The organism is Streptomyces nigra, assembly GCF_003074055.1.
In the GTDB taxonomy this organism is placed as follows: Bacteria; Actinomycetota; Actinomycetes; order Streptomycetales; family Streptomycetaceae; genus Streptomyces; species Streptomyces nigra.
Window position 1 is genome coordinate 417,999 of record NZ_CP029043.1, and the last position, 22,535, is coordinate 440,533.

18 protein-coding genes are annotated in these 22,535 nt (G+C 73.1%); 6 read left to right on the top strand and 12 right to left on the bottom strand.

Features of this window, described 5'->3' with window-relative positions; genetic code table 11:
• Positions 1-32 precede the first annotated feature (32 nt).
• Positions 33-1,052 (bottom strand): LacI family DNA-binding transcriptional regulator, encoded by a 1,020-nt coding sequence (locus DC008_RS01975; protein ID WP_108710523.1) that lies wholly within the window; start codon positions 1,050-1,052, stop codon positions 33-35.
• Between the two features lie 117 nt (positions 1,053-1,169).
• Here DC008_RS01975 and DC008_RS01980 point away from each other — a divergent pair, with 117 nt between their 5' ends.
• A complete protein-coding gene (locus tag DC008_RS01980) occupies positions 1,170-2,021 on the top strand; it encodes a phytanoyl-CoA dioxygenase family protein (protein WP_108705406.1) in 852 nt (283 codons plus the stop codon).
• Positions 2,014-3,426 (top strand): sugar porter family MFS transporter, encoded by a 1,413-nt coding sequence (locus tag DC008_RS01985; RefSeq protein ID WP_108705407.1) that lies wholly within the window; start codon positions 2,014-2,016, stop codon positions 3,424-3,426. The genes DC008_RS01980 and DC008_RS01985 overlap by 8 nt, the downstream gene beginning before the upstream one ends.
• Before the next feature lie 54 nt (positions 3,427-3,480).
• Here the strand turns inward: DC008_RS01985 and DC008_RS01990 are convergent, their stop codons facing one another.
• The 3 genes from DC008_RS01990 to DC008_RS02000 form a co-directional block, all read right to left on the bottom strand.
• A complete protein-coding gene (locus DC008_RS01990) occupies positions 3,481-5,787 on the bottom strand; it encodes an FdhF/YdeP family oxidoreductase (RefSeq protein ID WP_108705408.1) in 2,307 nt (768 codons plus the stop codon).
• A 36-nt stretch (positions 5,788-5,823) separates the two neighbouring features.
• Positions 5,824-6,342: an SRPBCC family protein gene (locus tag DC008_RS01995; RefSeq protein WP_108705409.1), complete on the bottom strand. Its 519-nt coding sequence runs from the start codon at positions 6,340-6,342 to the stop codon at positions 5,824-5,826.
• Positions 6,343-6,464: 122 nt separating this feature from the next.
• Positions 6,465-7,640: a spore photoproduct lyase family protein gene (locus DC008_RS02000; protein ID WP_108705410.1), complete on the bottom strand. Its 1,176-nt coding sequence runs from the start codon at positions 7,638-7,640 to the stop codon at positions 6,465-6,467.
• A 220-nt stretch (positions 7,641-7,860) separates the two neighbouring features.
• On the opposite strand from DC008_RS02000, the gene DC008_RS02005 reads away from it, so the two are divergent.
• On the top strand, positions 7,861-8,037 hold the full coding sequence (locus tag DC008_RS02005; protein ID WP_107096665.1) for a hypothetical protein: 177 nt from the start codon (positions 7,861-7,863) through the stop codon (positions 8,035-8,037).
• A 117-nt stretch (positions 8,038-8,154) separates the two neighbouring features.
• Here the strand turns inward: DC008_RS02005 and DC008_RS02010 are convergent, their stop codons facing one another.
• Positions 8,155-10,221 carry a SpoIIE family protein phosphatase gene (locus tag DC008_RS02010; RefSeq protein ID WP_244221321.1) on the bottom strand — a complete coding sequence of 689 codons (2,067 nt, stop codon included), beginning with the start codon at positions 10,219-10,221 and terminating at the stop codon, positions 8,155-8,157.
• 305 nt (positions 10,222-10,526) lie between these two features.
• Here DC008_RS02010 and DC008_RS02015 point away from each other — a divergent pair, with 305 nt between their 5' ends.
• Positions 10,527-13,547 (top strand): 3-keto-alpha-glucoside-1,2-lyase-like domain-containing protein, encoded by a 3,021-nt coding sequence (locus DC008_RS02015; protein WP_108705411.1) that lies wholly within the window; start codon positions 10,527-10,529, stop codon positions 13,545-13,547.
• Between the two features lie 96 nt (positions 13,548-13,643).
• Here the strand turns inward: DC008_RS02015 and DC008_RS02020 are convergent, their stop codons facing one another.
• Positions 13,644-14,876 (bottom strand): MFS transporter, encoded by a 1,233-nt coding sequence (locus tag DC008_RS02020; RefSeq protein WP_108705412.1) that lies wholly within the window; start codon positions 14,874-14,876, stop codon positions 13,644-13,646.
• Between the two features lie 70 nt (positions 14,877-14,946).
• Between DC008_RS02020 and DC008_RS02025 the strand changes: the two genes are divergently transcribed.
• Positions 14,947-15,324: a MerR family transcriptional regulator gene (locus DC008_RS02025; protein WP_108705413.1), complete on the top strand. Its 378-nt coding sequence runs from the start codon at positions 14,947-14,949 to the stop codon at positions 15,322-15,324.
• Positions 15,325-15,382: 58 nt separating this feature from the next.
• Positions 15,383-16,123: a 3-oxoacyl-ACP reductase family protein gene (locus tag DC008_RS02030; protein WP_208645798.1), complete on the top strand. Its 741-nt coding sequence runs from the start codon at positions 15,383-15,385 to the stop codon at positions 16,121-16,123.
• Between the two features lie 16 nt (positions 16,124-16,139).
• Here DC008_RS02030 and DC008_RS02035 read toward each other — a convergent pair whose 3' ends face one another.
• The 6 genes from DC008_RS02035 to pelF all read right to left on the bottom strand — a co-directional run bounded on the left by DC008_RS02035 (position 16,140) and on the right by pelF (position 22,471).
• Entirely contained in the window at positions 16,140-16,796 is a 657-nt protein-coding gene (locus tag DC008_RS02035; RefSeq protein ID WP_108705415.1) for a spherulation-specific family 4 protein, read from the bottom strand.
• Positions 16,793-17,707, bottom strand: coding sequence for an NAD-dependent epimerase/dehydratase family protein (locus DC008_RS02040; protein WP_108705416.1), 915 nt, complete (start codon positions 17,705-17,707; stop codon positions 16,793-16,795). The genes DC008_RS02035 and DC008_RS02040 overlap by 4 nt, the downstream gene beginning before the upstream one ends.
• Positions 17,708-17,713: 6 nt before the next feature.
• Positions 17,714-18,427 (bottom strand): nucleotidyltransferase family protein, encoded by a 714-nt coding sequence (locus tag DC008_RS02045; protein WP_108705417.1) that lies wholly within the window; start codon positions 18,425-18,427, stop codon positions 17,714-17,716.
• Positions 18,428-18,457: 30 nt separating this feature from the next.
• Positions 18,458-19,459, bottom strand: a complete 1,002-nt coding sequence (locus tag DC008_RS02050) for a GDP-mannose 4,6-dehydratase (RefSeq protein ID WP_108705418.1) — start codon at positions 19,457-19,459, stop codon at positions 18,458-18,460.
• An 88-nt stretch (positions 19,460-19,547) separates the two neighbouring features.
• Positions 19,548-20,963, bottom strand: coding sequence for a hypothetical protein (locus DC008_RS02055; RefSeq protein WP_108705419.1), 1,416 nt, complete (start codon positions 20,961-20,963; stop codon positions 19,548-19,550).
• Positions 20,960-22,471, bottom strand: coding sequence for a GT4 family glycosyltransferase PelF (gene pelF, locus DC008_RS02060; RefSeq protein ID WP_108705420.1), 1,512 nt, complete (start codon positions 22,469-22,471; stop codon positions 20,960-20,962). Before pelF ends, DC008_RS02055 begins: the two co-directional genes overlap by 4 nt.
• Positions 22,472-22,535: the final 64 nt, after the last annotated feature.

Sequence of the window (22,535 nt, forward strand, 5' to 3'; positions counted from 1 at the left end):
ACGGCACACACGGGGACGCGGCCGCCGGGCGCTCACGCCTTCGGGGCGCTGCTCCCCCGTACGTCCAGGCGGTGCGGTACGACGATGTCGAGTGGGGGGACACCGTTGTCGGGGCTGTAGATGCGGTCGGCGAGACACTGCAGGGCGCGTTCGGCGAGCTGCCGCTTGTCGGGGGCGACGGTGGTGAGGGTGGGCTGAGCGTACCGGCCGTCCTCGATGTCGTCGAAGCCGACGACGGCCAGGTCCTCGGGGACGCGCAGGCCGCGTTCGTGGGCGACGTGGAGGGCGCCCAGCGCGAGTTCGTCGGTGAACCCGAAGACGGCGTCGGGTGCGGCCGAGGGGTCGTCGAGGAGGGCGGCCATGGCCTGTGCGCCGTCCCTGCGGTGGAGTTCGCGGACCGGGCGTTCCAGCGCGTCGTCGACGACCGCGCCCGCGCGGCGCAGGGCGTCGCGGTAGCCGGCCAGGCGTTGGTCGGCGGTGCCGTTGCGCAGGTGGGGCTGGAGGCCGATGGCGGCGATTCGGCGGCGGCCGGACTCCAGGAGATGGGTGGTGGCCTCGTCGGCGGCGGCGACGTTGTCGACGGCGACCCGGTCGGCGAGTCCGCGGGGCGGGCGCTCGCCGAGGAGGACCACGGGCGCGTTGCGTGCGTGGGTGGTGACCTCCTCGGGACCGAGGGCCCAGGGGCTGATGATCAGGCCGTCCACCAGCCGCCCCTGGGTGCCGTCGAGGAGGCGCCGTTCGGCCTCGGCGTCGCCGAAGGTCTGGTCGATGATCACGGTCCAGGAGCGCTGCTGCGCGGCCTCCACGATGAGGCTGGCCAGCTCACCGAAGTACGGCGAGTACAGCTCGGGGACGACGAGACCTATGAGTCCGGTGCGGCCCGCGCGGAGGTTGCGGGCGGCGAGGTTGGGCCGGTAGCCGAGTTCGTCGAGGGCTTGCTGGACGCGTTGCCGGGTGGCCTCGGCGACGTTGCCCGATCCGCTGACGACGTTCGACACGGTCCGGACCGAGACGCCCGCGAGGGCGGCGACATCTTTCAGGCGGCTACTCACGGTGGCCATCCTCCCACGCGTCCGAGGCGATCCGACAAGGTTCCCGAGAGGGTATTGCAACGTTGCATGCAACGTTGCACGATGAGGGGGTTCCATCGCAGTGCAAGGAGGCACCGAATGACCGCGCACCTGTACCCCGGCGTCGACCCGGCCGCTCTCGACATCGACGTCCGCCCCGACGTCGAGGCGCTCTACGGCGACGGGATCACCGCCCGCAAGGGCGCCTTCTCCGTCGCGTGGGCCGACCGGCTGCGCGAGGACGTCGACGCGGCCTTCGAGGAGGCGCGGTCCCGGCCCGGCGGCGCCGTGGGGCGCGGCCCCCACCGCTACTACGTCGAGATCCACCCCGAGCAGATCCGGGGCTTCGTCGAGCTGGTCGACCACCCGTGGGTCCGCTCGGTGTGCGCCGCCGTGCTCGGCCCCGACTACCGCATCGTCGAGCTCGGCTTCGACGTCCCGCTGGAGGGCGCCGTGAACCAGCCCTGGCACCGGGACTTCCCGATGCCGGAGGAGACGCGGCGCGAGCGCCGGCTGACCTCGCTGGCCTTCAACGTCACGACGGTCGACACCGCCGAGGACATGGGGCCCTTCGAGATAGCCCCGGGCACGCAGTGGGACGACAGCCCCGAGTTCGGGCACGGCATGTTCCCGCCCCGCTCGCACTACCCGCGTTACACCGAGCGCGCCGTGCGCAAGTACCCTCAGCGCGGTGACATCTCCGCCCGGAGCGCCCTGACCATCCACCGCGGCACGGCCAACCAGTCCAGCACGTCGCGTCCGGTCCTGGTCCTCGGCGTCGACGGACCGGAGGCCACCAACGGCGAGCGGCACGACGCCGCCGTCACGCGCGGCTACTGGGAGGCGCTGCCCGAGCGGGTGCGCCGGAACCTGGACGTCGCCGTCGTGGACGAGCTGACGCCCGTCACGCAGAAGCACACCATCGAGGGTCTGGTCATGGGCGATGCCTGAGGCGGCCACCGCCACGCTCACCGAGCCGGCGGCGCCGGCCCGTCCGCCGCGTCAGGTGTACGCGGTGGCGGCCGTCGCCGCGCTCGGCGGGCTGCTGTTCGGCTACGACACCGGCATCATCTCCGGCGCGCTGCTGCATCTGCGGGACGACCTCGGCCTCTCCTCCCGGGGCCAGGAGATCGTCGTCAGCGTCATCCTGGTCGGCGCCATGGTCGGCGCCCTGTGCTCCGGGCGGCTCGCCGCGCGGCACGGGCGGCGCCGGGTCGTGCTGTGGGTGGCGGTCGTGTTCGCGGCCGGGGCCGCGGCGGCCGCCGTCGCCCCGGGCACCGGCACGCTGATCGCGGCGCGGTTCGTCCTCGGTCTCGCCGTCGGCGGGGCGTCGAACATGGTGCCGGTCTACATCGCCGAGGTGGCCCCGCCCGCCATCCGCGGCCGGCTGATGGTGCTGTTCCAGCTCATGGTGGCGATCGGGCAGCTGATCTCGTTCCTCTGCGGCTGGCTGCTGGCCGACACCGGCGGCTGGCGGCTGATGTTCGGGCTGGCGACCGTGCCCGCGGCCGTCCTGGCGCTGGGCATCGTGCGGCTGCCCGAGAGTCCGCGCTGGCTCGTGGAGCAGGGGCGCCGCGACGAGGCACGCCGGGTGCTGCGCGGGCTGCGGTCGCCCGGCGCGGACGTCGATGCGGAGATCACCGCGATCGGCGAGGTGTCGTCGGCGCCGTCCCGCGACGGCTGGCGGGCCGTACGCCGCCCGTGGGTGCGCCCCGCCCTGCTGATCGCGGTGGGCGTCGCGGCCTTCTCCCAGCTCACCGGCATCAACGCGGTCGTCTACTACGCCCCGGCGATCCTCTCCGACGCGGGCTTCGGCACCTCGGTCGCGCTGCTCACCGGCATCGGGATCGGCGCCATGCTGGTGGTGGCGGGCATCGTCGGCGCGGTCGTGCTGGACGCGGTGGGCCGGCGGCGGACCATGCTGTGGTTCCTGCCGCTGTCCGGGCTGTCCATGGCCGTGCTGGGCCTGGCGTTCCTCGCGGGCGACTCGCCCGTGCAGCGGTGGGTGGTGATCCTCTCGCTGTTCGCCTACATCCTGTTCAACGGCATCGGTATGCAGTCGGTGGTGTGGGTGATCGCCCCGGAGATCCTGCCGCTGGGGGTACGGGGCCCGGCGACGAGCCTGGCCACGGTGTCCGTGTGGGGCTTCGACCTGCTGATCGCCGTCACCGCGCTCACCGCGATCAACACGATCGGCCGCTCCGGCACGTTCTTCGTGTACGCCGCCATGAACGTGCTCTGCGTGATCTTCGTGGCCCTCAAGGTCCCCGAGACCCGCAACCGGTCGCTGGAGGAGATCGAACGGGCCCTGCGCGCCCCGGGCTCCTTCCGGCGCAACCTCGGCGCCCGCAGCTGAATCAGGAGACACGACGGCCCCGGATGCGCTGATCGCGTCCGGGGCCGTCGTGTGTCAGGCCTGCGGGGCGCCCACCCGCGCCGGCTCGAGCCGGACCACGATCGACTTGAACGTGGGCTGGTTGCTGTGGTCGGCGACGCTGTCCAGCGGTACCAGGAGGTTGGTCTCCGGGTAGTACGCGGCGGCGCAGCCCCGGGCCGTCGGGTAGGGCACGACGCGGAAGTCCTCGGCGCGCCGCTCGACGTCGTCGGTCCAGACGCTCACCAGGTCGACGCGCTGGCCGTCGGTGAGCCCCAGGGCCTGGACGTCGTCCGGGTTGACGAGCACGACGCGGCGGCTGCCGTGGATGCCCCGGTACCGGTCGTTGTTCGTGTAGGGCACGGTGTTCCACTGGTCGTGCGAGCGCAGGGTCTGCAGCAGCAGGTGCCCCTCGGGCACGCGTGGCGCCTCGGCGCTGTTGCGGGTGAACAGGGCCCGGCCGGTGCCGGTGGAGTAGACGCCCTCGTTGACGGGGTTCATCAGCTGGATGCCGCCGGGGCGGGACACCCGCCGGTTGTAGTCCTCGAAGCCGGGGACGATCCGGGCGATGTGGTCGCGGATCACGCCGTAGTCCGCCTCGAACCGCTCCCAGACGATGTCGGGCTTGTCGCCGAGGGTGCGGCGGGCCAGCCGGCACAGGATGGCGATGTCGCTGAGCAGCAGCGAGGACGCGGGCCGCAGCCGCCCCCGTGAGGTGTGCACCTCGCTCATCGAGTTCTCGACGGTCACGAACTGCTCGCCGGTCGACTGCACGTCCTTCTCGGTGCGGCCGAGGGCGGGCAGGATGAGCGCGGTCTCACCGCACACCGTGTGCGACCGGTTGAGCTTGGTGGAGATGTGCGCGGTCAGCCGGCAGCGGCGTACGGCCTCCTCGGTGACCGTGCTGTCGGGGGTGGCCCGTACGAAGTTGCCGGCCAGGCCGAGGAAGAACCTCACCTTGCCCTCGCGCATCGCCCTGATCGCGTTGACGGAGTCGTAGCCGTGGGCGCGCGGCGGGTCGAAGCCGAACTCCTCCTTGAGCGAGTCGAGGAACGAGTCCGGCATCTGCTCCCAGATGCCCATGGTGCGGTCGCCCTGCACATTGCTGTGCCCGCGCACCGGGCAGGCGCCGGTGCCGGCCCGGCCGACGTTGCCGCGCAGCAGCAGGAAGTTGACGATCTCGCGGATCGTGGGCACGGCGTGCTTGTGCTGCGTGAGGCCCATCGCCCAGCAGACGACGACGCGTTCGCTGCGCAGCACCTCGTCGCGGACCTGCTCGATCTCGTCGCGGGTCAGTCCGGTGGCGGCGAGGACGTCGTCCCACTCGACGGTGCGGACGTGCCGGGCGAACTCCTCGAAGCCGGTGGTGTCGGCCTCGATGAAGTCGCGGTCGAGGACCTCGCCGGGCCGGGCGTCCTCGGCCTCGAGGAGCAGCCGGTTGAGGGCCTGGAAGAGGGCGAGGTCGCCGCCGTTGCGGATCCGCAGGAAGCGGTCGGCGATCTGGATGCCCGGGCCGATCACACCGCGCGGCTTCTGCGGGTTCTTGAACCGCAGCAGCCCCGCCTCGGGCAACGGGTTCACGGCGATGATGCGGGCGCCGTTGCGCTTGGCCTGTTCCAGCGCGGACAGCTGCCGCGGATGGTTGGAACCGGGGTTCTGGCCCACCAGGAAGATCAGGTCGGCGTGGTGCAGGTCGTGCAGGCTGACCGTGCCCTTGCCGGTGCCCAGGGTCTCGTGCAGGGCGTACCCGCTGGACTCGTGGCAGAGGTTGCTGCAGTCGGGCAGATTGTTGGTGCCGAGAGCGCGGGCGAACAGCTGCAGGACGAACGCCGCCTCGTTGCTCGCCCGGCCCGAGGTGTAGAAGACGGCCTCGTCGGGGGTGTCGAGCGCGGTCAGCTCGTCGGCCATCAGGCCGATGGCGTCGTTCCAGCTGATCGGCTCGTAGTGGTCGGAGCCCGGCCGCTTGACCAGCGGCTCGGTCAGCCGGCCCTGCTGGTTCAGCCAGGCGTCCGAGCGGCCCGCGAGGTCGGTGACGGAGTGCTCACGGAAGAAGTCCGCGCCGATCCGCCGGGTGGTCGCCTCGTCGTTGATGTGCTTGGCGCCGTTCTCGCAGTACTCGTTGCGATGCCGGTGGCCCGGGGCCGGATCCGCCCAGGCGCAGCCCGGGCAGTCGATGCCGTCGACCTGGTTCATGGTGAGCAGGGTCGTGCCGGTGCGCCGGGCCGACGTCTCCTCCAGGGAGTACTCCAGGGCGTGCGCCACCGCCGGGACTCCCGCGGCCCACTTCTTGGGCTCGGTGACGGTCAGGGCCTCGTCCGGCTCGTCGCCGGGCGCCTTCTTCATCGCGAGTCGCCTCTCGGTCGTACGGTTGTCGGGGGATCAGCCGTGGGGCCAGCAGGGCACTCCGCTGACGTTCCGTTCGGCCTCGGCGCGTCGCAGCCGGCCGTCGCGGATGGTGCCCCGCCAGGCCCCGCTCTCCTCCCCCAGCCCCTCGATGTACTCCTTGAACCGCCGCAGCTCGGCGGCCACGACGCGGCCGGCGACCCGGGAGACGCCGGGTACCAGCCCGGCGGGGCCGTTCAGCCCGATCTCCATCCGCACGGTGAGGGCCGTACCGCCGTCCGGGGTGGGCGCGAACGACACCCTGCCCCGGTGGCCGGGGCGTTCGTCGAGGCTGCGCCAGACGAGGTGGGAGTCGGGTTCCTGCTCCACGATCTCTGCCTCGAAGGTCCCGTGCAGGGGACCGGCGGCGAGCGTCCAGGAGGTGAGCGAGGGCTTGATCTGGTCGACCTCGCGGACCGTCCTCATGAAGCGCGGGAAGTGCTGGAACTGCGTCCACTGGTTGTACGCGGTGCGCACGGGCACCGCGATCTCGATCGTCTGCTCGATACTGTGCATGGCCCACCCATCGTCAGGCGCCTCGCCGTGTCCTGCCACACGGGATCGGCCCATCGGCCGAGGGGGCGCCGATGAGCCGTTCCGTGCGAGCCACCCGACTACCCCGCTGTGCACGGCTCTAACTAGAAGGCGTAGCGCACCCGTAGCCAGGGGGTATGCCGGTCGATGAGGGCGCGCAGCGCGGCCACGGACTCGCCCTTGACCCCGTTGCGGTAGCGGACGTTGCGGGCGCCGTTCTGCGAGCGCTTGGCCTGCTGGATCTCCGGCCGCCACAGGACGTCCTCGGCGCGCGGGTGCCAGCCGAGGTTGACCTCGTGCAGCTCCTCGTTGTGGGTCAGCATGATGACCTCCGCGGCGGCCTGCTCCTTCACCCGGGCGGGCAGTGCGTCGTCCAGGTGGCGCAGCAGCTCGGCCCAGGCGTCCTCCCAGCCGGGCCGTACGACGACGGGTGAGAGGTTGAGGTGCACCTCGTACCCGGCGTCGAGGAAGTCCGCGGCGGCGGCGATCCGGTCGGCGACCGGCGAGGTGCGCACGTCGAGGAGCCGTGAGTCGTCCGGCGGCATCACCGAGAAACGGATCCGGGTACGGCCGCGGGGGTCGAGGTCCAGCAGGTCGGGGTTGACGAACTTGGTGGCGAACGACGCCTTGGCGGTGGGCCACTGCCGGAAGGCGTGCACCAGGTCGGCGGTGTTGTCGCAGATCAGAGCGTCCACGGAGCAGTCGCCGTTCTCGCCGATGTCGTACACCCATGCCGTCGGGTCGCACTGGTTCGGCTCCGGCTTGGGGCCGAGGCGGGCCACGTGCCGGCCGAGGTGGCCGATGATCCGGTCGATGTTGGTGAAGACGGTGACGGGGTTGGCGTACCCCTTGCGGCGCGGCACGTAGCAGTAGGCGCAGGCCATGGCGCAGCCGTTGGAGGGGCCGGGGGCGATCCAGTCGGCCGACCGGCCGTTGGGCCGGGTGGTGAGGGTCTTCTTCTCACCGAGGACGAGCGTCTCGCCCTTCACGCGCACCCAGCGGTCGATGTTGCCCTCGTTGCCGTGCAGCCCGGGGATGCGCCAGTGGGAGTCCACCTGGATGACCTCGGCGTCCGGGTGGCGGGCGATGATCTGCTGCCCGCGCGGGGAGGCAGCGGCGGCCGGCTCGGCGTAGATCCGCCGGACGGGCAGCAGCCGGCGGGCCCCGGCGGAGGTCCGGTACGCGGAGTGGCGCTCGGCGGGTGCGGGGGCGGGGCCGAGCGCGTCCAGCCCGAACAGGGTGCCGGAGTCGTCGTCCGGGACACCGGACGCGTGGTGCATGGGTGGCTTCCGTTCGGTCGGTGCGAAGGGGCGTCAGTGGGGGGCGCCCGGGTGCGCGACCCCCGTCCCGGGGCTCGTGCGCGCACCGATCCAACTGTACGGGGCATCCATCGGCCACGCCGTGTGGCCGATGGATGCCGTGCGTGAGGGAGCCGGGCGGGGGCATACGCGTGAAGCCACCCCCACTGGCTCATCTACTTCTTCCCCTAGGAGGCACCTCGTGCTGGGCATCATCGCGGCGGTCCTGTTCTTCATCGCGTTCCTGATCAACGCGGCGGACATCGCCACCAACGACGTGTTCACGTCGGTCAACTTCATGCTGATCGGCCTCATGCTGCTCGCCCTGCACGTGGCGGGGATAGGCAGCGGCTGGGCGGCGCGCGGCCGCAGGCGCTGACCGCGGCTCGTCGGCCATCCGGAGGCGCGGCGGGCGCGGTCACAGGGTCTGACTCGCCGGAGGGTGCGGCGGGCGCGGTCACAGGGTCTGACTCGCCGGAGGGTGCGGCGGGCGCGGTCACAGGGTCTGCTCGGCCCAGATCGTCTTGCCGGGACCGGTCAGCCTGGTCCCCCAGGCCTGGGCGAGCTGGGCGACGATGAAGAGTCCGCGCCCGCCCTCGTCGACCGTCCCGGCGTGCCGCAGATGCGGGGCGGCCGTGTCGGCGTCCCGCACCTCGCAGGTGAGGGTGCGGCCGTGGATGAGGCGCAGCTCGATGGGCGGGCGCCCGTAGCGCAGGGCGTTCGTCACCAGCTCGCTGGCGATGAGCTGTGTGTTGTACGCGGTCTCCTCGTCCACGTCCCACGCGGCGAGCTGTTCGCGGGTGCGGCGCCGGACGGCGGACACGGCCGTCGGATCGGGGGCGAGCGGCCAGACGGCGCACTGGTCGTGCGGGAACACCCGGGTCCGCGCGACGATCACGGCGGCGCCGCGGACGCCCATGCCCGCCGGGAGCGCGTAGACGAGGGCGTCGCACAGATCCTGCAGCGGGCGGTCGCCGTACCGGGACACCGAGGCCAGCGGTCCGGGGTTCTCGGCGAGGTAGGCGGTGAGCAGCGGGTCGCTGGTGAACACCAGGACGCTGCCGGGCGGTACGTCGGCCTCGACGGCCGCGAAGGGGGCGCCTTCCGCGCTGCCGAGCCGGGGTCCGGCCGGTGTGCCGAGCACCTCGACCGTGCCCTCCGGCCGGGCGAGCAGCGGTGCCAGATGGCCGGCGGCCGCCGCCGTGCAGCGGCCGGTCAGCGGATCGTGGACCGCGTACACGCAGTCGGCGGTCAGCTCCTCCTGGCGCAGCGGGTCGCCCAGGGGCAGACGCGCCCGTTCGGTGGCGAGCCGGTCCGCGGTGTCGTGCAGCCGGGCGAGCAGTTCGTCGGGGGCCAGCTCGAACGCCGACAGGGAACGGATGGCGGTGCGCAGCTGACCCATGGTCGCGGCGGCCTCCAGACCACGCCCCGACACCTTGCCCACGACCAGGGCGGTCCGGGCGCTCGACAGGGCGGTGGTGTCGTACCAGGCGCCCGGGTCGGCCCCGGTCAAGGAGAGATAGGCGGTCTCCAGCCACGCCTGCGCCTCGGGACGGCGGGGCAGCAGCTGCCGTTGCACGGTGGCGGCGATCGTGTGCTCGCGGGTGTAGCGGCGGGCGTTCTCGAGACACAGGGCGGTGTGCGTGCCCACCTCCATGGCCAGGGCCTGGTCCTCCTCGTCGAAGGCGGGCGAGCGCTCGGCGCGGTAGAGGCTCACCAGGCCGAGGGCGGCGTCCCGCAGGACCAGGGGCACCACGAGCAGCGAGTGGCCGTGCGCGGCCCGGACCGCCTTCGCGAGCGCGGGGTCCGCCGCGAGCCAGGGCGTGCCGGGGTGCAGCCGGACCATGCGGGGGCTGAGATCGGCCAGGGCCTGCGTGAACGGCGTCGGCCCGGCGAGACGGCGGACGTCACCCACCGCGTGGACCTGCCGCGCCTTCCCGTCGGCCGCGCTGCGGAAGGCCGTGCGCATCACGAGGGTGCCGACGGGCACGTGGGCCAGGGGCGGGTCGTCGCCGCGGATGACGGCGTCCACGACCTCGACGGTCACCACGTCCGCGAAGTCGGGGACCAGGATCGCGGCCAGCTCCTCGCCGATGACGGCCGGGTCCAGGGTGCGTCCGACGCGCTCACGCACCCGGTCGAGCATCCGGGTCCTGGCCTGGGCCCGCTCCCGTTCGGTGACGTCCACGGCGATGGCGCCGATCCCGAGGACCTCCCCTCCCGGGGCCTCCAGCCGCAGCGCGCTGACCTCGAACATCCGCTCCGTGGGCGGATCGTCCACCAGGGCCCGCACGACATTGCGCAGCAGCGGGGTGCCGGTGTCGAGGACGTCCTTCAGCAGCGCCTCCACGTCGGCGTCGACGAGACGGTAGACGTCCCTGACCCGCCGCCCCCGGATCTCCTCCAGGCCGGCGGCGCGCATCCATGGGGTGGCGGTGTTGGCGCGGACCACGCGCAGGTCCGGGTCGACGAGGTGGAGCCCGATCGGGGACTGCGTGAACAGTGCCTCCAGCATCGCGGCCGCCGCCTGGTCGACATGACCGTCCGGATCGTTGTCCGCCAAGGGTCCCAACCACCTCCGAGGTCCAGGTCGCGCCGCGCGCGCTCGGGGGTACGCCCCGTACAACAGGGTGCGCCCGGGACGGCGAGGGCGCACGCCGACGCCCGCTCCTGATCCGCTTCACACCTTGGTACGACACACCCGCGCCGGACTTTGAACTCACTGATGACAAAGTATGGACGTGCGCGGCGAAAGTCCCCTACGGTATCGGCGCAACCGCACGAGTACCGCCTCTGCGTCTCTCCCGCGCAGGGGGCAACTCGACCGGAGAGCGATCCGGCGGCCTCCGGTCCCGTTCTGGAGGACCGATGCATCCACGGTTGTTCCGCCGTGCCCGAAGATCACTCACTCCCCTTCTTCTCGGCGCCTTCCTCTTCGGAGGCGTCCTGGCGGCACCCCCGGCCGTCGCCGCCCCCACCCCCACCGCCGCCGACATCCCGCCCCAGGAGCCGGGTGTGACCCTGCGGGTCTTCGACACCCAGGTCCCGCTCAGCAGGCTGTGCACCCTGAAGCCCGGTCAGACCCCCAACCACGACAAGCTGATGCCGACCGTGGACTGGTCCACGACCGGCGACTTCGGCGGTTTCGCGGACAACTTCTCGGCCGTGGTGTCCGGTTACCTCGTCATCCCCGACGACGGCTCGTACACCTTCCGGCTCACCAGCGACGACGGTTCACGGCTGACCATCGGCGACCGGACGGTCGTCGACCACGACGGTCTGCACGGCGCCGAGCCGAAGGACGGATCGGTCCAACTCACCGCCGGTTCCCACCCGTTCCGCATCGACTACTTCGAGCGGGGCGGCGACCAGCGCCTCACGCTGGCGTGGAAGCCGCCGTCCGCGAGCGACTTCAGCGTCGTGCCGACCGAGGCGCTGAGCACGGACGCCGACGTGGTCCGGGTGACCGCCCCCGGCCGCAAGGAGTGCGAGTCGGGAGCGGACACCCCCGGCGACGGACTCCCCCTCACCGACGTACGGCCCGACCTCACCCTCACCGATCTGCGCCCCGACGGCTTCGAACCGCAGGTCACCGGTATGGACTGGCTGCCCGACGGCCGGCTGGCCCTCACCACCTGGGGCGGCTCCCAGACCACCACGGGCGAGGTCTACCTGCTGGACAACGTCACCGGGAAGACCAGCCGCGACAAGGTCACCGTGAAGAAGATCGCGAGCGGCCTGCGCGAGCCGATGGGCATCAAGTACGTCGACGGCTCGCTGTACGTGTCGCAGAAGCACGAGCTGACCCGACTCGTCGACAAGGACCGGGACTTCGTCACGGACGAGTACCGCACGGTGGCGACCTGGCCGTACGGCGGCAACTTCCACGAGTTCGCCTTCGGACTGCTCTACCGCGACGGCTACTTCTACGTGAACCTGTCCGTCGCCATCGACTACGGCGGCGCGACGACCACTCCGCAGCCGGCGCCCGGCCGGGGGACGACGTACCGGATCAGCAAGAAGACCGGGAAGGTCCAGCCGATCGCGGGCGGTCTGCGCACTCCCAACGGCATCGGCTGGGGCCCCGGCGGCGACCTCTTCACCACCGACAACCAGGGCGGCTGGCTGCCCGCGTCCAAGCTGGTCCACATCGAGCGGGACCGCTTCTTCAACCACTACACCGAGCCGTCCGGCCCCTTCGACGACCGGCCGGTCACCGAGCCGGTGCTGTGGCTGCCGCAGAACGAGATCGCCAACTCCCCCAGCACCCCGCTGTATCTGCGCAAGGGCCGGTTCGCCGGGCAGCTGCTCATCGGGGACGTCACCTACGGCGGACTCCAGCGCGCCTACCTGGAGAAGGTGAAGGGCCAGTACCAGGGCGCGGTCTTCCGCTACACCCAGGGACTCGAGGCCGGCGTCAACCGGATCACGATGGGCCCGGACGGCGCCGTCTACGCGGGCGGGCTCGGCGCCGACGGCAACTGGGGCCAGGAGGGCAAGCTGAAGTTCGGCCTGCAGAAGCTCACCCCCAACGGCGGCAACACCTTCGACATCAAGGAGATGCGGGCCGTCCCCGGGGGCTTCGACCTGGAGTACACACAGCCCCTGTCCCAGGACACCGTCGACAAGCTGGCCTCCCGCTACCAGGCCGAGCAGTGGCGGTACACGCCGACCTCGGACTACGGCGGCCCGAAGACGGCCGAGGAGCGGCTGGGCGTCCGCTCGGCGACCCTCGCCAAGGACGGACGGACCGTCCTGCTCCGCCTCGACGGCCTGAAGCCCGGGCGCGTGGTGCACGTGCGCTCCCCGCGGCCCTTCGCCTCCGCGTCCGGCGAGAAGCTGTGGAGCACCGAGGCCTGGTACACGCTCAACTCCCTGCCCGGCAAGCAGCCCCCGCCCGCCACCCTGTACGAGGCGGAGGAGGCCCGACTGACCGGGACGGCCGGCGTGAACCGGGACCACGGCGGCTACTCGGGCAGCGGCTTCGTCGACCGGTACGGCACCGAGGGCAAGGCGGCGACCACGTTCGACGTGACGGTCCCGAAGGCCGGCGACTACGACGTCAACCTCCGCTACTCCAACGGCCCCAACCCCTTCCAGGGCACCAAGTCCCTCTCCCTGTACGCCAACGGCAAGAAGCTGCGGCAGACGGAGCTGCCCTCGACGGGCGACTGGGAGACCTGGTCGACCCGGACCGAGCGGATCACCCTGCGGAAGGGGCACAACACCGTCGCGTACCGCTTCGACACCGGGGACGACGGGCACGTCAACCTGGACCTGATCACGGTCCGGCCGCACGGCTCCCGCATCACCCTCTTCGACGGCACCGCCGCGTCGCAGAGCCAGTGGCAGCACACCGACGGACGCGTCACCGAATGGCCCCTGGCCGACGGGAAGTCGATGGAGGTGTGCTGCGGCGACCTGCGCACGAAGGACGCCTACCAGGACTTCAAGCTGCACGTGGAGTTCCGGGTGCCGCTCCTGCCCGACGACGTGACGGGCCAGGACCGCGGCAACAGCGGCGTCTACCTCCAGGACCGCTACGAGGTCCAGATCCTCGACTCGTACGGCGACACCACACTCGACACCAACGAAGCGGGCGCGATCTATCTGAAGAAGGCGCCGGACGTCAACGCGTCCACCGCGCCGGAGACCTGGCAGTCGTACGACATCACCTTCCGCGCGGCCCGCTACGACGCCGACGGCACCAAGACCGCCGACGCTCTCGTCACCGTCGTCTGGAACGGCAAGAAGATCCACGACGACGTGGTCATCGACGGCCCCACCGGAGGCGGCAGACCGGAGGCCGCCTCGGCGGGCGCCATCCGCCTCCAGGACCACGGCAACAAGGTGCGCTACCGCAACATCTGGATCGAACCGCTGAGCTGAGCGGTGCGGTGAACAGGGGCGCGCCCACCGTGCGGTGGGCGCGCCCTTGCGCCTCGGGGGACGGCGCCCCGAGGTCGGCCCCCGGCGTCGACGGGTTCACTCGAGGCTGACGGGCGCTTCCGCCGTGGCGGTCGCAGGGAAGCCGTGGGTGCGGGCACCTGCCACGACGGCCAGGGTGGGGAGCAGCAGTACGAGCACGCTCCAGGGCAGGGACGCCGTGCCCAGCGTGCCGAGCAGGACGCCGCCGACGGCTCCGCCCGCGGCCATGGCGACGTTCCACAGGGTGACGAGCATGGCCTGCGCGGCGTCCGCGGCGGTGCCCCCGGCGTCGGCGGCCGCCGTCTGCAGCAACGTGGGGACGCCGCCCCAGCCGAGGCCCCACAGCAGCGCCGCCAGGTGCACGAGGGCCTCGGTGTCGGCCAGGACGCCGAGGATTGCGGCGCCCACGCCGACCAGGAGCACGCTGGCGAGGGTCAGGGCGCGCAGTCGCCGGTCGATGTGGGCGCCGGTGAACCAGATGCTGACCAGCGACGCGATCCCGAACGTCAGCAGGACCAGGTCGGTCGAACCGCCCACGCCGGCGTGGTCGACGAACGTGGCGATGTAGGCGTAGAGCACGGTGTGGGCGAGGACGAAGACGAGGGTGACGAGAAGGACCGGTGCCACGCCGGGGACGGAGAACGTCCGCAGCATGCGGGGCCGTTCGTGCGCGGGCTGTCCCGGCTGGTCCGGGACGAGCGCCGTGATCCAGGCGAGCAGGACGACGCTCAGCCCCGTCATGATCAGGAAGGGTGCCCGCCAGCCGAGCGTCTGGCCGGCGAACGTACCCGCAGGGACGCCCACGGAGAGCGCGACGGGAATCCCGGCCATGGCCACGGCGACCGCCTTGCCCTGGAGCCGCGCGGGCGCCATCCGGCGGGCGTAGCCGGTCAGCAGGGCCCAGGCGAGTCCCGCGGCCACACCGGCGGCGAACCGGGCGACCAGGGTCAGCGGGTAGTGGGACGAGACGGCGGTGACGGTGTTGGCGACGGCGAACCCGGCCATCGCCGTCAGCAGCAGGCGCTTGCGCCGCCAGGTCGAGGTGGCGGCTGTCAGCGGGATGGCGGTGAGCGCGGTGCCGAGGGCGTAGACGGTCACGGTCTGCCCGGCGGCGGACTCGCCGACATGGAGGCCGGCGCTCATCCCGGGGAGGACACCGGCGGGCAGCGTCTCGGTCAGGCTGGTGATGAACACGGCGGTGGTCAGGGCCAGCAGGGCCGCCATCGGCAGCTTCTCGTCGCCGGCCGGTACGCGCGGGCCTACGGAACTGTGGATGTTCTCGGTGGACATGGCACGTATGCTCGAACCTTCACATCGGTGTGAAGGTCAAGCCGAACCGGCTGCATGCGAGGGGGAGTTCATGCGTATCGGGGAGCTGTCCGAGCGGACCGGCGTCTCCCGTCGGCTGCTGCGCTACTACGAGGAGCAGTCCCTCATCGTCTCGGAGCGCTGCGCCAACGGCTACCGCCGCTACGACGAACGGTTCGTCGACCGTGTCCTGCAGATCCGCGGGCTCCTCGACGCGGGGCTGCCGACCCGCGTCGTCAAGCAGATCCTGCCCTGTCTCGACAAGCCGCGCCACATCGTCTTCTCGGACGCCACACCGGAGATGCTCGCGACCCTGGAGGGCGAACTCGACCGGATGGACCGGCGCATCGCCTGCCTGACCCAGAACCGGGACGCCATCGCCTCCTATCTGGAGGAGGTCCGGGCCCGGGCCCGGGAGGACGCGGCCTGAGAGGTCCCTGTCGCTCGAGCGCCAGTCTTCCGCGCCGGGTCCGGCCATGCTCGACGGCATGAACCGACTTGAGGGAAACGTGGCCCTGGTGACGGGCGGCAGCCGGGGCATCGGTGCGGCCGTGGCGCTCCGGCTGGCGGAGGAGGGCGCCGATGTCGTCCTGACCTATGAGAGCGACGCGGGAGCCGCCGCGCGGGTGGTGAAGCGGATCGAGGCCGCGGGGCGCCGGGCGCTGGCCGTCCGGGCCGACAGCGCCCGGCCGGAGGCGCTCACGGCGGCGGTGGACGAGGCGGTGGCGAGGTTCGGCAGGCTCGACGTCCTGGTCAACAACGCCGGAGTCTTCCTCGTCGGCCCGCTCGACGCCCTCGGCGCGGACGACGTCGAGCGCACCCTGGCGGTGAACGTCCGGGCACCCTTCGAGGCGAGCCGGGCGGCCGTACGGCACATGGGGCCCGGCGGACGCGTCATCAGCATCGGCAGCAATGTGGCCGAGCGCGCGGTCTTCCCGGGGCTGGCGCTGTATGCGATGAGCAAGACGGCTCTGGTGGGGATGACGAAGGGGCTGGCCCGGGAACTCGGTCCGCGGGGCATCACCGTCAATCTGGTGGTCCCAGGCCCCACCGACACGGACAGCAACCCCGCCGGCGGTCCGGACGCCGAGGCGATCGCCGGTTTCACGGCGGTGGGCCGTTATGCGGAGCCGGCCGAGATCGCGGCCACCGTCGCCCACCTGGCCGGGCCGGAAGCCGCGTACGTCACCGGTGCCACCGTGCCCGTCGACGGCGGGTTCACCGTCTGACGGCGCGGGTCCCCGGTCAGTGGTCCGCCAGCGCCGGTGTCAGCTCCGCCCACGGGTTGGGCAGATCGCCCGTCACCGGGCCGCAGACCCCGGCGCCCCGTTCCGCCGCGGTGCGCCGGGCGAGGGGGACCAGGGGTTCGGGGACGCCGTAGACGAGGTGGCACAGGCGGTCGGCGGAGAATCGTTCCGTCCAGGAGGGGCGGGTGAAGTCGGCGACGTAGCGGGACCAGGGGCCCTCGAAGGTGACCGTCAGATCGGCGAGGCGGGCGAAACCGGGTGCCGGGTGGACCCCCGGGTTGAGGACGACCGTCGAGGCGCCGAGGCGGCGCAGCGCGCGGACCAGCCGGCGGCACTCGGGCAGGGCCTCGGGTGCCGCCGGCGACTGGTCGAGGAAGCATCCGTCGACGCCGTACCACTCCTGGTGGCGGCGCAGGTCGGCGGTGATCTCGGCGGGTTCGCGGGCGCCGTAGTCCGTGTCCAGGTAGCCGAGGAGCCGGGCGCCCGCCGCGCGCAGCGCCTCGGCCGCCTTGGCGAACGCCGGGTCGGGGGCCCGGCCGGGGCCGTTGGCCGGGTTGAGCACGACGGCGTAGGTGCGGGAGGCACCGGTGATGAGCCGGTGCCAGGCGCCGGGGTCCTCGGCCGGGTGGACGTACAGCGGGATGAGCAGGTTCACCGTGCCCGTGCCTCCTCGGTGCGGTGGGTGGCCTCCCACAGTGCCGTGACGGAGGCGGGGAGGCGGTGGGCCGGGGTCCAGCCGAGGGCGTCGCGGGCGGCGGTGATGTCCGAGCACTGCCAGGACACCTGCGCCGAGCGGGCGGAGCCGCCGGTCCCGGCCTCGGCGATACGGCCCCGGAAGCCGGCCGCGCCGGCGAGGGCCCGTACCAGGTCGCGGACGGGGCGGGCGTCGCCGCCGCCGATGTTCAGCACCGGCGGCAGCGGTCCCTGGGCGGTGGCCGCGAGCACGGCGGCCCGGGCCACGTCGCGTACGTCCACGAAGTCGCGGTGGGCGGACAGGTCCCCGAGCCGCAGGGCCGCCTCCGGGTCGTCGCCCGCGTCGGCGAGGAGGGCCGCGACCCGGCCGGGCAGCCCGGTGGGCGGGGCTCCCGCGCCCACCGGGTTGCCGACGCGCAGGACGACCGCGTCCAGGCCCGACGCGGTGACCGCCACCGTGCCGGCGAGCTTGGTCGCGCCGTACGGGCCGGCGGGCCGGGTGGCCGCCGACTCCGTGACGCGCACCCCTGGTTCGGTGGGGCCGTACTCGGCGGCCGAGCCCAGATGGACCAGACGTGCCCCCGGTGCCGCCTCCCGCAGCGCCGCGCAGAGCACGGCGGGGCCGCGGGCGTTCACCTCGGCCAGGGTGACGGCGTCGCCGCCGGTCGCGCCCGCGCAGTTGACGACGGCGTCGGGCGCGATCTCGGCGAGCGCCGCCGCGAGGTCCCGCGGGCGGGCGGCGGCGAGGTCGACGGTGACGTCGGCGGCGAGGGAGCGTCCGGCCACGAGGACCCGCGCGCCGGGCAGTGTGCGCAACTGCTCGGCGACATGGGCGCCCAGGTAGCCGGTGGCGCCGAGTACGAGGAGGTGCATGGTGGGTCAGGCCCCCTTGAGCAGGAGCGACTTGCGGCTGGTGAACTCCGCGTTGGCGCGGTCGTAGTCGTCGGGACGGCCGATGTCGAGCCAGTAGCCGTCGAACTCGTAGGCGTGCGGCGGGCGTCCGGCGGCGAGCAGGTCCGTGACGAGCTCGTCGAAGCCGAGGGGCAGTCCGGGGGTGTAGCCGTCGAGGGTGGCCCGGGAGACACCGTAGACGCCCATGGACACCCGGTAGTCGATGCTGGGCTTCTCCGTGAAGGCGACCACCCGGCTGGCGTCGGTCGTCAGCACCCCGAAGTCGATGTGCACCTTGCGGGCGTACGTGGCGATCGTCAGGGGGGTGCCGGATGCCTCGTGGGCGCGCAGGACGTCGGCGTAGTCGAGGTCGGTGAGGACGTCGCCGTTCATGACGAGGAAGTGCTCGGGGAGGCGGTCGCGCAGGGCGAGCAGCGGCCCCATGGTGCCGAGCGGGCTCTCCTCGAGGGCGTAGTCGACGTTCATGCCCCACTGGGAGCCGTCGCCGACGTAGGCGCGGATGATCTCGCCGAGGTGGCCGATGGCGAGGGTGCAGCGGGTGAAGCCGGCCGTGGACAGCTGGCGCAGCACGATCTCCAGGATGGCGTGCTGGTCGCCGATGGGGACGAGGGGCTTGGGCAGCGCCGTGGTGTACGGCCGCAACCGGACGCCCTTCCCACCGGCGAGGATCACTGCGTGCATGGCATACCTCCTGCGGTACGAGCGGGCGGGTCAGATGTTGTAGATGCCGGTCTTGTAGCGGGCCAGGTGGGCGGGGTCGGTGAACCACCGGGCGGTGCGCGCCAGCCCCTCCTCGAGCGTGTTCTCCGGCTGCCATCCGGTGGCCGCGGTGACCCGGCTCGCGTCGGCGACGAGCCGCATGACCTCGGAGTTGGCGGGCCGCAGCCGCGCGGGGTCCTCGCGGACGTCGAGGGGGGCGTCCATGACCTTGCCGATCAGGGCGACCAGGTCGCCGACGGAGATCTCCCCGCCGGTCCCGGCGTTGAAGGTGCGGCCGACGACCTGTTCGGCGGGTGCGGTGCCGACGGCGAGGAAGGCCCGGGCGGTGTCCTCGACGAAGGTGAAGTCGCGGGTGGGGCGCAGATCGCCGAGGGTGATGGTGCGTTCCCCGGCGGCCACCTGCCCGATGACGGTGGGGATCACGGCGCGCATGGACTGGCGGGGGCCGAACGTGTTGAACGGGCGCAGTGTCACCACCGGGGTGCCGAAGCTGGCGTGGTAGCTGTCGGCGAGCCGGTCGCCGCCGGCCTTCGAAGCGGCGTACGGGGACTGGGTGTTGATGGGGTGGTCCTCGGTGATCGGTACGGTCTGCGCGGTGCCGTACGTCTCGCTGGTGGAGGTGTGGACCAGGCGCGGGGTGCCGAGGGCGCGGGCGGCCTCCAGCACGTTGAGGGTGCCGGTGACGTTGGTGTCCACGTAGCTGTGCGGGGCCTGGTAGGAGTACGGGATCGCGATGAGCGCGGCGAGGTGGTAGGCGCAGTCGGCGCCGTCGAGCAGGCCGCGCACCGAGCCGGGGTCCCGTACGTCGCCGAGGACGATCTCGACCTGGTCCAGCACGTCGGCGGGCAGGGTCTCCAGCCAGCCGTAGGAGGAGAACGAGTTGTACTGGGCCATGGCGCGCACGCGGTGGCCGGAGGCGACGAGCGCCTCGGTGAGGTGCGAGCCGATGAAGCCTTCGGCTCCGGTGACGGCGGCGAGCGGTGCGGAGGTCAACTCTCGGTCCCTTCGTAGTGGTGGTCGGACGGGGGCCCGGTGCGGTCGGGACGCGGGCTCCGGTGGTCCGATGGGGTGGTGCGGAGGGTCAGGCGTGCGGGGCGGGCCGGCCGAGCAGGCGCAGCGCGCAGACCGCGAGACAGAGCGCGGCCGCGGCGCACACGGCGGGCAGGACGACCGGCGTGGGCGGCAGGTCCAGGGCGGTGACCGCGCCCGCGGTGCCGGCGGCGGCGAGGCAGATCAGGGCGGGCGGCCAGGCCACGCCGAACGCCTGCAGTAGCAGGGCGGTCCACAGGGTGGCCGCGAGCAGCAGGGGGGTGGCCGGGTCCGCGCCGGTGAGGAGCGCGGCGGGCAGCAACAGCAGCAGGTAGGCGCCGATGCAGCCGGTGAGGACCCCGGCGGAGCGGAGCAGGAAGGCGCCGGGTGTGGCGCTGGTGCGCAGCGCGGCCACGGACCAGCCGCGGTAGCGGTACAGCAGCCACTCGGCCGGCCCCATGCTGAGGGTCAACGCGATGACTGCGTACGGCTGTTGCCGGCCGGTGAGGACGACGAGGACGGCGGCGGCGAGCCCGAACAGGCCGTACGGCAGGGACACGCGCACGGGGGTGCGCGGCGCGTGCGGGGCGGGCGGTCCGGTGCGGCCCTGCCGCAGGACGTGTCCGGCGGCGGCCAGGGTGGCGAGCAGCGCCAGCAGGGGCAGTCCGGTCCGGACCAGGGGTCCCGGTTCCCACCACGGCAGGGCGGCGGCGCCGGCGACGAGCGGGCTGAGCGCGGCCAGCAGCAGTCGCTCGCGGGCGAGCACCAGCAGGACGCCGGCGGCGGCGAGGTACAGCGACTGTCCGGCGGCGACCGCGAGGGCCACGCCGTCCGGTCCGGGGACGAGCGCGAGGGCGGTCGCCACGGCGGCGCCCAGCAGCGACCCGGTCAGCAGAGTGCCGGACGCTTCCCGGCGGCCTGTGACGAGCCGCAGGTGGGCTCGGTGGCCGAGGGCCTGCCCCCACGCCCAGGAGGCGATGCCCGCGACGATCAGGACGGGGGCGTACCGGGTGAGCGGCCAGAGGGGGGCGGTCAGCAGATGGGCGAGGGCGGGCAGGGCGAACAGCACGCCGCGCAGCAGGCAGCGGACGGTGTCGGGGCGCCATGGGTCGGGCGCGGGCGGCGGCTCGGGGAACGTCCGGGGCACCCGCTCGTACAGGGCGGTCGCCAGGGAGAACAGGTTGGGGTGTCCGTACCGCTCCTTGATGACGGACGCGGACAGGCCCTCCGACTCCAGCAGGGCGGCGACCTCGTAGGGGTGGACGGCCGGCCCTATGGCGTCGGCGAGTTCGGCGGCCAGGGTGCTGACCGCCTCCTCGTCGGGGCCCTGGCCGGGCAGCCGGATGGCGAGCGTGGCGTCGTCGAGCGCCCAGCGGGGGCGGCGGCGCGGCGGGCGGGGCGTGGCGAGCCGCAGGGCGAGCGTGTCGTGCTCGGCGCCGCCGGGTTCGAGGGACAGGGGACCGCTCATCCGGTGAGGCTCCCCGTGCCGGTGACCGCCGGGGTGGGCAGGACGATCCTGGTGGACACGGGTGCCGTCCCGGTGGCCAGCTCGTGGTAGATGCCGCGGAAGGTGTCGATGGTCTGCCGCAGGGTGAACTGCTCGATGACCCGTAGCCGTGCCGCCTCCCCCATCGCGCGGCGGCGCGCGGGGTCGCCGAGGAGTTCGAGCGCGGCGGCGGCCATGGCGGCCGGGTCGCGGGGCGGTACGACGAGTCCGGTGTCGCCGACGGCCTCGCGGACGCCGCCGACGTCGGTGGAGACGGTGGCCCGGCCGCACGACATGGCCTCGATGAGGGTGAAGGGGAAGCCTTCGCTGATGCTGGACAGCATGACCACGCTGCCGGCGGCATAGGCGTCCTTGATGTCGTCGACGCGCCCCTCGAAGGTGACGGCGTCGCCGTGGCCGAGGTCGGCGGCGAGTGCCTCGCAGCGCTCCCGGTAGGCCTCGCCGCCGCGCGGGGTGCCGCCGAACAACCTGAGCCGGACGTCCGGGCGTTGCTCCCGCACGAGGGCGAAGGCGCGGATCAGGGTCTCCAGGTCCTTGATCGGGTCGACGCGCCCGGCCCAGCTGAGGGTGGGCGTCTCCGGCTCCGGACCGGCGGGCGGGAAGGCGGCGGGGTCGACGCCGTTGTAGACGGTGCGGATGGCGGTGGGGTCGGCGCCGCCCTGTTCCTCCCAGAGCCGGTTGTAGCGGTTGCCGGGGGTGATGAGGGCCGCCTGCCGGTAGCTCTCCTGGGCGAGCAGCCGGAAGAAGCCGAGAACGACGGCCTTCACGGGCCAGCGGTAGGCGGCGCTGCGATAGCCCAGATAGCGTTCGCGCAGGTAGACGCCGTGTTCGGTGAGCAGCAGCGGGACGCCGTACCGTTCGCGGGCCGCGAGTCCGGGCAGGACGGCGACGCCGCCGCTGACGGCGTGGGCGACACCGTCGCGCGGGGGCGGCGCGGCGAGCGGGCGCAGCGCGTGTTCCAGCAGGGCGGTCGCGGTGAGCGCGTCGTGCAGGGTCGGCCGCGCCTCCCGTACGGCCAGCCCGGGCCGCGTCCATACGGTGGTGAGGATGCGGACGGCGCTGTCGCCCCGCAGGAACGGGCCGAGTTCGCCGGCGGCGGCCGCCCGGGCGAGGGCGTGCAGGGCGGGTGCGAAGCCGTCCTCGGCGCCGGGGTCGACGAGCGCGGTCAGGAACTTCTCGTAGGCGGTGGCGAGTTGGCGGCGGGAGCGGCCGCGTGGGGGCCGGCCGTCGGGGGTGGGGCCCCACATGGGCACGGACAGGACGTCGCGGACGTGGCCGGGCAGGTCCCAGACGAGGGGTTCCCGGCCGGTGCCGGTGACGGCGATGACGTCGAACTCGATGTCGGGCATGCCGGTGACGAGCTGGTCGCACCAGACGCTGACGCCGCCGTGGCTGTGGGGGTAGGTGCCTTCGGTGAGCAGGGTGACGCGCGCGGCGGCGGCCCGCCGCGCGGCGTGGTGAACGTGCATGGATGTGCTCCACGGCCGAGGTGTGGTGAGGGGTGCCGGTCCCGGCGCGGGCGGCCGGGACCTC